The sequence below is a fragment of the Kutzneria viridogrisea DSM 43870 genome, assembly GCF_000525635.1.
In the GTDB taxonomy this organism is placed as follows: Bacteria; Actinomycetota; Actinomycetes; order Mycobacteriales; family Pseudonocardiaceae; genus Kutzneria; species Kutzneria viridogrisea.
The window spans coordinates 4,307,764-4,320,299 of sequence record NZ_CP007155.1; the positions used below are offsets into that span (position 1 = coordinate 4,307,764).

Genomic DNA, 12,536 nt, shown 5'->3' on the forward strand with positions numbered 1-12,536 from the left:
GTCGAAGTTAACCAAGCTGACTGGATCCTGACGAAGTTGACCCGAGTGCTGTTGTTCCTCAGGTGGTGCAGGCGTTGAATATTCCAGAAAGGCCGTTCGCGTCCGTGGGGGGCGTGTCACCGACAACAGATAGATCGGAGTGCGATGGATCGCGTGCTGTTCACGACCCGGGAAGAGTTCTCCCACGAGCACATTGTTTCGGTCGCGAAGAAGGAGAACTTCGCGGTTCTTGTCAAGGGATTCTGTCGGCCCGAGGTCCTCCAGGTCGCGCAGGAGAAACTCACCGCGTACCGCTCGCGGGAAAGGTCGACGACCGACGGCCAGTTCTGGCGGATGGGCTTCCCCTACTCCGAGATCGAGGACGAGGCCACGCGTCGCCGGTACCACGACGAGGCGTTGTCCAGCATCGCGCGGCTGCGCGAGATGTTCGCCCCCTACGCCTCCCCGGAGGACGAGCTGCGCCTGCTGCTCGACGAGCGGTGGCGCGCGGGCGCCGAGCTGATGCGGGTGCGGGGCGAGAAGTGCTTCGTGGGCGTGTGCCGCTTCCAGGGCAACAACGTGGACCTCGTGCCGCACACCGACAAGGTCGAGCGGTTCCTGCCCGCCGGTTACCAGTCCCGCCTACAGGCCCAGCTGTCCACCAACATCTACGTCAACATCCCCGAGGTCGGCGGCGAGCTGGAGATGTGGGACATGGAGCCCGCCGAGGAGGAGTACCAGCGGCTGGTCGCCGGGCGCAGCTACGGCATCGAGCGCGACAAGTTGCCCGAGCCCACGGCGGTCATCAAGCCCGAGCCGGGGGACCTCGCACTGCTCAACCCCAGGCTGATCCACGCCGTGCGTCCATCGGGGGACACCACGCGCATCACCATCGGCACCTTCATCGGCTACCTCGGAGAGGACGAGCCGCTCGTCTACTGGAGCTGAGCCGCGGCGTTCCGCACGTCCCTTCGCGTCCTTGGGGTGGACGCGATCCTCGCCATGCGTCGATTTCTGGGGTGACAGGTGACTTCAGTCCTTCCTCACGTACAGCGGTACCCGCTCACCAGCGCTCAGCGCGAGGTGTGGCTGGCGCTGCAACTGGATCCGGACAGAGCCGCGCAGCGCGTCGGCCGGTGCCTGGAGTTCGAGGGCGCGATCGAACCCGTGCTGTTCGAGGCGGCGCTGCGTCAGGCCGTGGCCGAGGCAGAGCCACTGCACGCGAGGTTCGGTGCGGACGCGGCCAACGAGCCACGGCAGTGGGTACAGCCCGACCCGGACTGGCAGCTGCCGGTGATCGACTTCTCCGCGGAGCACGATCCCGGTGCGGCTGCCCAGGAGTGGGTGCGCGCGGAACTGGCCCGCCTGCCCGATCCGGCGAGCCAGCCCCTGTTCGGCTTCGCGCTGTTGCTGCTGGGGCCGCATTCCTCCGTCTGGTTCCAGGGCGCGCACCGGCTGGTGGCCGACGAGGCGACCCTGTCGCTGCTCGCCCGGCGGGTGGCCGAGTTGTACGGCGCCCTGCTCACCGGGCAGGAGCCGCCCCGGCCGTGGTTCGGCTCGCTGCGGGCGATGGTCGAGGCCGACCACGACTACGCGCTGACCACGGCGCGGACCGACCGCCAGTACTGGCTGGACCGGATGACCCCGGCCCCGGAACCGGTGGGACTGGTCGATCGGCGGCCCGGCGCCGGGTGGACCCGGGTCGCCACCGGGTTGCCCGATCTGGCCACGGCCGCGCGCCGGACCGGGGTGCGGCCGTGCGACGTGCTGGTGGCCGCGGTGGTGGGCTACGTGCACCGGTTGACCCGCAGTGCCGATGTCGTGATCGGCGTGTCCCTGCCGGCCCGACCGGGCGAGGTGCTCGCCCAGTTGCCCGGCACGTTCGCGAACACGGTGCCGTTGCGGGTTCCGGTGCGACCGGGCACGAGCCTTGGCCTGCTCGTGCGCGAGGTGGCCGAACTGCTGCGTGAGGCCGAGTGCCACCAGCGGTACCGGGGCGAGGACGTGGCCAGGGACGCCGGGATCCACGGCGACATCAGGAAGTTCGCCGGTCCGACCGTGGTTCTGCTTGACGAGCAGGCGGAGTTGCGGCTGGGCGGCGTGCCGGTGACCTCCCGCGAGGTGTCCACCGAGGAGCCGGGCGACCTGCTCGTCACGATGTCCGGTACTGACACCGTGTTCGAGGCGCCCGGTGAGGTGGAGCCGCACCGGCGGCGACTTCAGCGGCTCGTGAGCGTTGTCGCGCGACAGCCGGGCACGTCACTGGAACAGGCGGGCCTGCTGGACGAGGAGGAACTGCGGCAGGTCCTGGAGGACTGGAGCGGATCCGCCGCCGAGGTCCCGACGGGCTTGGTGCACGAGTGGTTCACGGCTTGTGCCGCAAGGGAACCGGGGGCCGAGGCCCTCGTGTTCGGTGATCAGCGGCTGACCTACGCGGAGCTGGACTCGTGGTCGACCGAACTGGCGAGGGCACTGACCGCGCGCGGTGCGGGTCCGGAGGTCGTGGTGGGACTGGTCCTGCCGCGGTCGATCGACTTCATCGTCTCGGCGCTGGCGGTGCTCAAGTCCGGGGCCGCGTACCTCCCGATCGATCCGGACTACCCGGCCGAGCGGGTCCGGTTCATGCTCGCCGACGCCGGGCCCGCGCTGGTGTTGTCCGAACCCGAGCACGAGCAGCGGTTCGGTGACGACTCGATCCCTTGGCTGACAACACGTTCGCGCACCTCAGGTGCGGAGGGTCCGCCGCCGCGCCGTGCGGGCGCCGGGCACCCGGCGTACGTCATCTACACCTCGGGGTCGACGGGTGTGCCGAAGGGCGTCGTGGTGACGCACTCCGGCCTGCCCGGCCTGGTCACCGCGCAGGCCGCTCGGCTGGGCATCGGCCCGGGGAGCCGGGTGTTGCAGTTCGCCTCGCCCAGCTTCGACGCCTCCGTGTCCGACATCTTCCTCGCCCTGTGCACCGGAGCGACGCTCGTGCTCGCCGCGCCACACCAACTGCTACCCGGTCCCGCGCTGACCAAAACGGTGCGGCGCAACGAGGTCACGCACCTCAAGCTGCCGCCGACCGCACTGGCCGCGATGCCCCCGGACGGCCTGCCCACCGGCATCACGCTCAGCGTCGCCGGTGAGCCCTGCCCGGCCGCGCTCGCCGGGCAGTGGTCCACCGGCCGACGGATGATCAACGTGTACGGCCCCACCGAGGCCACCGTGTGCTCGGCGATGAGCGGGCCGCTGGACCAGGAGCCCGCAGGCGTCCCACCCATCGGGCGAGCACTGACCAACGCCCGGCTCTACGTGCTGGACGCGGGCCTGATGCCGGTCCCGGTCGGCGCGACCGGCGAGCTGTTCATCGCCGGCCCCGGTCTGGCGCGCGGCTATCTGGGGCGTCCTGGGTTGACGGCGGAGCGGTTTGTGCCGTGTCCGTTCGTTGCGGGGCAACGGATGTACCGGACTGGTGATTTGGTGCGGTGGCGTGCTGATGGTCAGTTGGAGTTCGTTGGGCGGGCTGATGATCAGGTCAAGGTGCGTGGTTTCCGCATCGAGCTGGGCGAAGTGGAGTCCGCGCTGGCGGCCTGCCCCGGCGTCACGCACGCCGCCGCGGCGGTGCGCCTGGACGCCGCCGAGGACAAGCGGCTGATCGGCTACGTCGTGCCTGGGCCAGACGAGTCCGTGGACCCGGTCGCGGTGCGCAACCTGGTACGGGACCGGCTGCCGGAGCACCTCGTGCCGTCCACGGTGCTGGTGCTGGACGAACTCCCGCTGACCGCGAACGGCAAGCTGGACCGGCGCGCGTTGCCGGAGCCTGCCTTCGGCGTGCACTCCACCGGGCCGCGCACCCCGGTGGAGGAGGTGGTCGCGGGCATGTTCGGCCAGGTGCTGGGGCTGACCGAGGTGGGGGTGGAGGACAGCTTCTTCGACCTGGGCGGGCACTCGCTGTCGGCGACCCGCCTCGCCGCGAAGGTGCGGTCGGTGTTCGGCGTGGAACTGGGCATCCGCGAGCTGTTCCAGGCGCCGACCGTGGCCGCGCTGGGCCGGTGGCTCGCGGGCGCGCGCAGCGCACGCCCCGCCGTGCGGCCGATGGCGCGGCCCGAGCGGCCACCGCTGTCGTTCGCGCAGGCGCGGCTGTGGTTCCTGCACCACATGGAAGGTCCCTCCCCGACCTACAACATCACGGCCGCCGTGCGCCTGACCGGCGAGGTGGACCTGCCCGCGCTCACTGAGGCGCTGGCCGACCTCGTGTGGCGTCACGAGAGCCTGCGCACGGTCTTCGCCGAGCACGAAGGCGTGCCGTGGCAGCAGATCCGCACCGGTGCGGCCGCACGCCCGGAGTTGCTGACCACCTGGGTGCGGGCCGCCGACCTCGAGGGTGAACTGCGCGCCGCGGCCCGCCACGCCTTCCGGCTCGGCGAGGAACTGCCGATCCGCGGCACGTTGTTCCGCGTGGCGGACGGCCAACCGGAGCAGGTGCTGCTGCTGGCGGTGCACCACATCACCGGTGACGGCTGGTCGATGGAGAAGCTGTGGCGCGATCTCGCCACCGCCTACACGGCCCGGATCACGGGCCAGGCCCCGCTCTGGACCCCGCTGCCCGTGCAGTACGTGGACTACACGTTGTGGCAGCAGGAAGTCCTCGGTGAGGCGGGCGCGTCCCAGCTGGACTACTGGCGGACGAAGCTGGCCGGGGCCCCGGAACGACTGTCACTGCCGACGGACCGGCCGCACCCCGAGGTGATGTCCTACCAGGGCGAGACGTTCCCCGTCAGGTGGGAGCCCGAACTGCACGCGCGGCTGTCCGAGTTGGCCAGGGAGTGCGACGCGAGCCTGTTCATGGTGGTGCACGCCGGGCTGGCCGCGCTGTTGTCGCGGCTGGGCGCTGGCGAGGACGTGCTCATCGGCGGGCCGACCGCTGGCCGCCTGGACGAGGCGCTCGACGACCTGGTCGGCTTCTTCGTCAACACCCTGGTGCTGCGGGTCGACACCGGTGGCGGGCCGAGCTTCCGCGAGCTGCTCGCCCGCGTGCGGGAGACCGACCTGGACGCCTACGCGCACCAGGACGTGCCCTTCGAGCAGGTCGTCGAGGCGGTCAACCCGACGCGTTCGCTGGCGCACCACCCGCTGTTCCAGGTCAGCCTGGCCTGGCAGGTGTCCCGTGGTGAACTGGTCGTGCCCGGTGCCGAGGTGACGCCGGTGTTCGTGGACAACGGCACCGCGAAGTTCGACCTGACCCTGCACTTCTTCGAGCACCGGGCGGACGGTGGAGAGCCGTTGGGGCTGGAGGCCCTGGTCGAGTTCAACACCGACGTGTTCGACCGGTCCACGGTCGAGGGCATCACCGATCGGCTGGAACGGTTGGTGCGCGCCGCCGTGGAGGAGCCTGACCGGGTGCTGGACCAGGTGGATCTGCTCACGCCCGCCGAGCGGCAGCAGGTGGTGCACGAGTGGGCGGGGCCGAGGGTCGAGCGGCCCACGGGCCTGGTGCACGAGTGGTTCCGGGCCAGGGCGGAGCAGTCCCCGGACGCGGTCGCCGTGGTGGTGGGCGAGCAGTGGATCTCCTACGCCGAACTGGACGCCGCCTCGGACGAGCTGGCCCGTGCGCTGGTGGCCCGCGGCCTCGGACCGGAACGCCTGGTCGCCCTGGTCCTCCCGCGCCGACCTGTGTTGATCGTGGCGCTGCTGGCCGTGCTGAAGGCCGGTGCCGCCTACGTACCGGTGGACCCGGACTACCCGATCGAGCGGGTGCGCTTCGTGCTGGACAACGCGGATCCCGCACTCGTTCTGTCCACATCGGACTTGGTCACCGGCTTCGGCGAGCTGGGTGCGTCCTGGTCGGTGCTGGGGGAGGACGGCGAGCTGTCCGGCCCGTTGGCACCGGTGCGCGTGGCGGCCCGCCCGGACAACCCCGCGTACGTGATCTACACCTCGGGGTCCACGGGGGTGCCGAAGGGAGTCGTGGTCCCGCACCGGGCGCTGGCGAACTTCCTCGGCTCGATGGCCGAGCGGTTCCCCCTCGTGCCGGAGGACCGCTGGCTCGCGGTGACCACGATCTCGTTCGACATCGCGGGATTGGAGCTGTTCTTACCACTGATCTGCGGTGCCGCGGTGGTGCTGGCCGACCGCGACACCGTGCGCGATCCGAGTTCGCTGGCCAAGGCGGTGGTCAAGCAGAACGTGACGATCATGCAGGCGACGCCCTCGCTGTGGCGGACGCTCGTCGGCGAGCACACCGCGACCCTGTCCCGGCTGCGCGTACTCGTCGGCGGCGAGGCGCTGCCCGCCGACCTGGCACAGGAGCTGTGCGCGGCGGGTGCGCGGGTGACCAACCTGTACGGCCCGACCGAGACGACGATCTGGTCCAGCGCGGCGCAGGTGCTGGCGGACCGGCCGGTGGTCATCGGCAGTCCACTGTGGAACACCCAGGTGTACGTGCTGGACAGCGGCTTGTCCCTGGTCCCGGTCGGCGTGGTCGGCGAGCTGTTCATCGCGGGCGAGGGCGTGACCCGCGGTTATCTGGGGCGTCCTGGGTTGACGGCGGAGCGGTTTGTGCCGTGTCCGTTTGTTGCGGGGCAACGGATGTACCGGACTGGTGATCTGGTGCGGTGGCGTGCTGATGGTCAGTTGGAGTTCGTTGGGCGGGCTGATGATCAGGTCAAGGTGCGTGGTTTCCGCATCGAGCTGGGCGAGGTGGAGTCCGCGCTGGCGGCCTGCCCCGGCGTGGCGCGCGCCGTGGTGACGGCCCGGCCCGACAGCTTCGGCGATCAGCGGCTGATCGGCTACGTCGTGCCGGGCGGGGACGGCGCGGCGGCCGAGGAGCAGCAGTCCCAGCAGTTGCAGGATTGGCAACGGATCTGGGACGACGCCTACCGGTCGGCCGACACGGCCGCCTTCGGCGAGGACTTCTCCGGCTGGAACTCCAGCTTCGACGACGCACCCATCCCGCTCGCGCAGATGCGCGAGTGGCTGGACCGCACGATCGGCTCGATCCGCGAACTGCGGCCGCGCCGGGTGCTGGAGATCGGTGTCGGCACCGGGCTGCTGCTGTCCCGGCTCGCCGGGGACTGCGAGCAGTACTGGGGCATCGACCTGTCCAGCGCGGTCATCGAGGCGCTGGAGCACCGGGTGGCCGCCGACCCCGTGCTGCGGGAGCGCGTTCGACTGAGCTGTGGACCCGCCGACCAGCTTGACGAGCTGCCGAAGGGCTACTTCGACACGGTGGTGCTGAACTCGGTCGTGCAGTACTTCCCCAGCGGTGACTACCTGGCCGGGGTGCTCCGTTCGGTGACCTCGCTGCTCGCGCCCGGCGGCCGGGTCTTCGTCGGCGACGTGCGCGACCTGCGGCTGGCGCCGCTGTTCCACACCGCGACCCAGCTGCACCGGTGCACCGGCGACGAAGACCCCGCGCAGGTGCGCAGGGCGGTGGAACAGCGGCTGCCCCGTGAGAACGAACTGCTGATCGCGCCGGAGTTCTTCGCGGCGCTGAGCCGTGCGGTACCCGGCATCGCCGCTGCCGAGGTCGCGCTCAAGCGTGGCCGGTACGACAACGAGTTGTCCCGCTACCGCTACGACGTCGTACTGCACACCGAGGCCCCGCACGTGGTGTCCACAATGGATATTCCCGAACTTCGGGTGGGCGGCATCGGCGAGCTGGTGGACTGGCTGGGCGCCGGGCAGCGTGGCGAGTTCCGGCTCGTCGGCCTGCCCGACCGGAGGTTGGCCGGTGACGTGGCCGCGAGCAGCGTGCTGGCCGAGGGGCGGCCGCTGCCCGAGGTGCTCGCGGCGCTGGCCCGGGTCGAGGGCGTGCTGCCCGAGGACCTGCACGAGGTGGGCGCCCGGTTCGGCTACCGGGTGAGCACCCACGTGTCGCAGGCGGGCGTGGGCCGGTTCGACGCGTACTTCCTCACCGAGCGGAGCGGGCCGGTCGCGGTCGTGGACGGCACCCAGCGGCACACGAACAGCCCTGCGGCGTCACAGGAATTCGGTCGGCTCGGGACCGTGGCGCGGGAGTTCGCCGCGCGGCGGTTGCCCGAGTACATGCTGCCCTCGGTGGTCGTGGTGCTCGACGAGCTCCCGCTGACGGCCAACGGGAAGATCGACCGCAAGGCGCTGCCCGCACCGGTGTTCGGCGCCACCGGGCGGTCGCGGCAGCCGCGCACCCCGGTCGAGCAGGTGCTGGCCGGGCTGTTCGCCGAGGTGCTCGGGCTGCCCTCGGTCGGCGCCGAGGAGAGCTTCTTCGACCTGGGCGGCCACTCGCTGCTCGCGACCCGGCTGGTGGACCGGGTGCGGGTGACCTTCGGCGCGGACATCGGGGTCCGCGCGCTGTTCGAGGCGCCGACGAGCGCGGCACTGGCGCGCAGGCTGGCCGCGGCGGAGGACGGTGACGGGCTGAACGTCCTGTTCGGACTGCGCAGCCGTGGCGAGCTGCCACCGCTGTTCTGCCTGCACCCGCTCGGCGGGTTGGGCTGGCCGTACGCGGGGCTGCTGCCGCACCTGGACCGGGACCGCCCCGTGTACGCCTTGCAGGCCAGGGGAATCACCGAGTGCGGGGCGGCCCCGGAGTCGATCGCCGAGATGGCCGCCGACTACGTGGCGCAGATCCGGTCCGTGCGGCCGACCGGTCCGTACCACCTGCTGGGCTGGTCCTTCGGTGGGGTGCTCGCCCAGGCCGCCGCGGTCCTGTTGACCAGTCAGGGGGAGCGGGTCGAACTGCTCGCCGTGGTCGACGCGGGACCTGTCGTGCGTGACCCGAACCGTGATCCGAACCCCGGTGACGAGGAGGTGCTGGCTCTGCTCTGCGAAGCATTGGGCGTGGACAGCACCGAACTGCCGCTGGGCGAGGCCGGGCTGGACGGCTTCGCACGGGCCGTGCGGGAGGCCGGTGGTGTGCTCGCCGACCTCTTCCAGGACGAGCGCACCCTCACCGCCCTGCTCGGCGTCATCCGCCGCAACTACCGCTTGCAGCAGGAACACCGGCCCGAGCGGTACACCGGTGACCTGCTGCTGTTCCGGTCGGTCACGCCGCCGGAGGCGGTCCGGGACCTGGCCGCCGAGTGGCGGCACCACGTGGACGGCCAGGTGCGCGCGCACGACGTGCCCAGCCCGCACGGGCGGATGATGCGGCCGGAGGCCCTCGCGGTGATCGGCCCGGTGCTCGCGGCCACGCTCGCCCAGAACAGTCCCGAGGAGTAGCCCGTGGCAGAGGACATCGCAAGCGGCGCGATCGGCGGTACCGTCGCCGATCCGCCGCGACCACCGGACAGTCGGCGGCCCGCCCCGCGCGAGGTCGTGCCGCTGCGGCACCCCGGCAGGTGGATCGCCGCGACGATCGCGTTGCTGTGCTGCGGGTTCGCGCTGCACTCGGTGCTGACCAACCCCAACTTCGACTGGCCGTTCGTGGCGCGCTACTTCGCCTCCGGTGCCGTGCTGGACGGCCTGGTCGTCACCCTGTGGCTGACCGTGGTCACGGTGGTCGTGGGCTTCGTGCTGGGCACGGTGCTCGCGGTCATGCGAGTCTCACGCAACCCGGTGCTCAGCTCGCTCAGCTGGGGGTACGTCTGGCTGTTCCGGTCGACCCCGCTGCTGGTGCAGTTGCTGTTCTGGTTCAACATCGGCGCGCTCTATCCCACGCTGTCCATCGGCATCCCGTTCGGACCGACCCTGCAGACCATCGACATGGTCAACCTGATCGGCCCGACCGCGGCGGCCGTGATCGGGCTGGTGTTGCACGAGGCCGCCTACGCCGCGGAGATCGTGCGCGGCGGCCTGCTGTCGGTGGACCAGGGGCAGACCGAGGCCGCGCAGGCACTGGGGCTCAGCCCGTGGCGCACCTTCCGCAGGGTCGTGCTGCCACAGGCCATGCGCTCCATCGTGCCCGCCGCGGGCAACATGCTGATCGGCACGCTCAAGGGCACCTCGATGGTGAGCGTGCTCGCCGTGGAGGACCTGCTCTACACCGTGCAACTGGTCTACAACCGCAACTACCGGATCATCCCGCTGCTGCTGGTGGCGACCCTGTGGTACGTCATCGTGACCAGCCTGCTCTCGGTGGTGCAGTACTACGTCGAACGCTTCTACGCCAGGGGCGCGCTGCGCCAGCTGCCGCCGACCCCGGTGCAGCGGCTGCGTTCGCGGTGGCGGGCCGTGCTGGCCGCACCGCGGCGACCGGCGCCCAGTGGGAGGGATGATCCGTGAACGAGACGGCACCGCTGATGGTGCGGGCGCGCGGGGTGGTCAAGAACTTCGGTGCGGTCCCGGTGCTGCGCGGGGTGGACCTGGACGTGCACGCCGGGGAGGTCACCTGCGTGATCGGCCCCTCGGGCTCGGGCAAGAGCACGCTGCTGCGCTGCCTGAACCACCTGGAGAAGATCGACGCCGGGGAGATCGAGATCGACGGTCGGCTGATCGGGTACCGCCGCCACCGGGGCCGGCTGCACGAGCTGAAGGAGTCGGCGATCGCCCGCAGGCGTGCCGAGATCGGCATGGTCTTCCAGGGGTTCAACCTGTTCCCGCACATGACCGTGCTGGACAACCTCGTCGAGGCGCCGATCGCCGTACGGGGCCGCTCCCGCGCCGATGCCGAGCGCACCGCGGCCGAACTGCTCGCCAGGGTCGGCCTCACCGGCCGCGAGCAGGCCTACCCGCGGCAGCTCTCCGGCGGGCAGCAGCAGCGCATCGCCATCGCGCGGGCGCTCGCGGTGGAGCCCAAGCTGATGCTGTTCGACGAGCCGACCAGTGCCCTGGACCCCGAACTGGTCGGTGAGGTGCTCGCGGTCATGCGGGACCTCGCGGCCAGCGGCATGACCATGGTCGTGGTGACTCACGAGATGAGCTTCGCCAAGCAGGTCGCCGACACGGTGGTGCTGCTCGACGACGGCGAGGTGGTGGAGAGCGGCCCGCCGCAGCGCGTGCTGGTCGACCCCGAGCAGCCCCGGACGCGCGCGTTCCTGTCCCGGGTGCAGGTCGACCGGTGAGGGGCCGTGTGCTGGCCGCCGTGCTGTGCACAGCCCTGCTCACGGCGGGCTGCGCGGGGTCGGGAGACACCGGTGCCGAGGGCGATCCGGTCGCCGACGTGGTGTCCGGGATCGCGCCGAACCCCGCCATCGCCGCGAAGCTGCCACCACAGGTCCGCGCGAGCGGCCGGATCCGGGTGGCGACCGCGGCCAAGGGCAGCCCGCCCATCCGCTACTACTCCGAGACCAACGGCAAGCTGATCGGCGTCGAGATCGACCTTCAGCAGGCGGTCGGCCGGGTCCTCGGCGTGCGCATGGACTCGCAGGACGCCACCTTCGACGAGATCCTGCCCGCGCTCGGGTCCGGCCGCTACGACCTCGGCCAGGGCAACTTCGGGGTCACCGAGGAGCGCAAGAAGCTGGTCGACTTCGTGACCTACTACGACGACGGCTTCGGCTTCCTGGTCAGGGCGGGGCGCCAGCAGCCGCCCATCCAGGGCCCCGCGGACCTGTGCGGCCTGCGGGTGGGCACCACCGCGGGCACCAGCTTCGAGCAGGTGCTGCACCAGCGGGTGGGCGAGTGCGCGGCGAGGTCCCGCGCGGACTACCACGTGTCGGTGTACCGCAGCACGGCGGACAGCATGCTCGCGCTGTCCCAGAACAAGATGGACGTGCTCGTCTCCTCCAGCGTGTTCCTCCAGTACGCGGCCGAGCGGCAGCGCGGGCGGATGACCTACGTCAACAAGATCTACGACGAACACGTCGGCTTCGTGCTCAAACACGACTCCCCGCTGAGCGAGCCCCTGCGCCTGGCGGTGCAGCAGCTGATCGACGACGGGGCGTACCAGAAGATCATGGCCAAGTGGGGCCTGGAGTCGGCCGCCATCCGGCAGTCCCAGGTCAACCCGCCGGGACTGCGGTGACGGGAGCTCGGGATGCGGACACTGGGCCTGGTGACCATCGGGCAGACACCGCGCGTGGACCTCGTGGCCGAGCTGCGCGCCCTGCTGCCGCCGTGCCGCATCCTCGAACACGGTGCGCTGGACGGACTGGCGGAGCACACCATCGCCGCGATGGCGCCCAGCCCCGGCGAGCCAGCGCTGACCACCAGGCTCGCGGACGGCAGGGCGGTGGTGTACCGGCACGACCTCGCCGAGGGGTTGGTGGCCGCGGCCGTGCGGCGCGCGGAGAGTGCGGGCGCCGACGTGGTGCTGCTGGCCTGCGGCGGGTCCTTCGGCGAGATCGAGCACCGAAAACCGTTGCTGCGCACCGAAGAACTGGCTCAGCACGCGGTGTCCGGGCTCGCCAAGGGGCTGCGGATCGGGGTGCTGCGACCGCTGGCCGATCAGGTCGAGCCCGCGCGCAGGGCCTGGTGCCGCGTGCTGGGCACCGATCAGCTCGCGACTGCGGTGGTCAACCCGTTCGACGCGGCGCCAGGGGAGTTGGCCGCCGCGGTGGCGGGCATCGCCGACCAGTGCGACCTGGTGGTGTTGGACTGCTTCGGTTTCGACGAGCAGATGCGCGCGGTCGCGGCCGGGGTGTTCGGCGGTCCAGTGCTGCTTATCCGGAGCTTGGCCGCGCGCCTGACGGCTGAACTGCTCGTGGGGGAATGAG

At 71.3% G+C, this 12,536-nt stretch carries 6 protein-coding genes; all 6 read left to right on the top strand.

The window, feature by feature from the left end; all coding sequences use genetic code 11:
- Nucleotides 1-153: 153 nt before the first annotated feature.
- The 6 genes from KALB_RS19210 (at nucleotide 154) to KALB_RS19240 (ending at nucleotide 12,535) form a co-directional block, all read left to right on the top strand.
- Nucleotides 154-927: a 2OG-Fe(II)-dependent halogenase WelO5 family protein gene (locus KALB_RS19210; protein ID WP_025357343.1), complete on the top strand. Its 774-nt coding sequence runs from the start codon at nucleotides 154-156 to the stop codon at nucleotides 925-927.
- Nucleotides 928-1,005: 78 nt separating this feature from the next.
- Nucleotides 1,006-9,162, top strand: coding sequence for a non-ribosomal peptide synthetase (locus KALB_RS19215; RefSeq protein ID WP_081789402.1), 8,157 nt, complete (start codon nucleotides 1,006-1,008; stop codon nucleotides 9,160-9,162).
- A 3-nt stretch (nucleotides 9,163-9,165) separates the two neighbouring features.
- On the top strand, nucleotides 9,166-10,164 hold the full coding sequence (locus KALB_RS19225) for an amino acid ABC transporter permease (RefSeq protein WP_025357345.1): 999 nt from the start codon (nucleotides 9,166-9,168) through the stop codon (nucleotides 10,162-10,164).
- A 17-nt stretch (nucleotides 10,165-10,181) separates the two neighbouring features.
- Nucleotides 10,182-10,943 (top strand): amino acid ABC transporter ATP-binding protein, encoded by a 762-nt coding sequence (locus KALB_RS19230; protein WP_025357346.1) that lies wholly within the window; start codon nucleotides 10,182-10,184, stop codon nucleotides 10,941-10,943.
- Nucleotides 10,940-11,845 (top strand): transporter substrate-binding domain-containing protein, encoded by a 906-nt coding sequence (locus KALB_RS19235; RefSeq protein ID WP_025357347.1) that lies wholly within the window; start codon nucleotides 10,940-10,942, stop codon nucleotides 11,843-11,845. Before KALB_RS19230 ends, KALB_RS19235 begins: the two co-directional genes overlap by 4 nt.
- Nucleotides 11,846-11,857: 12 nt before the next feature.
- Nucleotides 11,858-12,535 (top strand): AroM family protein, encoded by a 678-nt coding sequence (locus KALB_RS19240; RefSeq protein WP_025357348.1) that lies wholly within the window; start codon nucleotides 11,858-11,860, stop codon nucleotides 12,533-12,535.
- Nucleotide 12,536 lies beyond the last annotated feature (1 nt).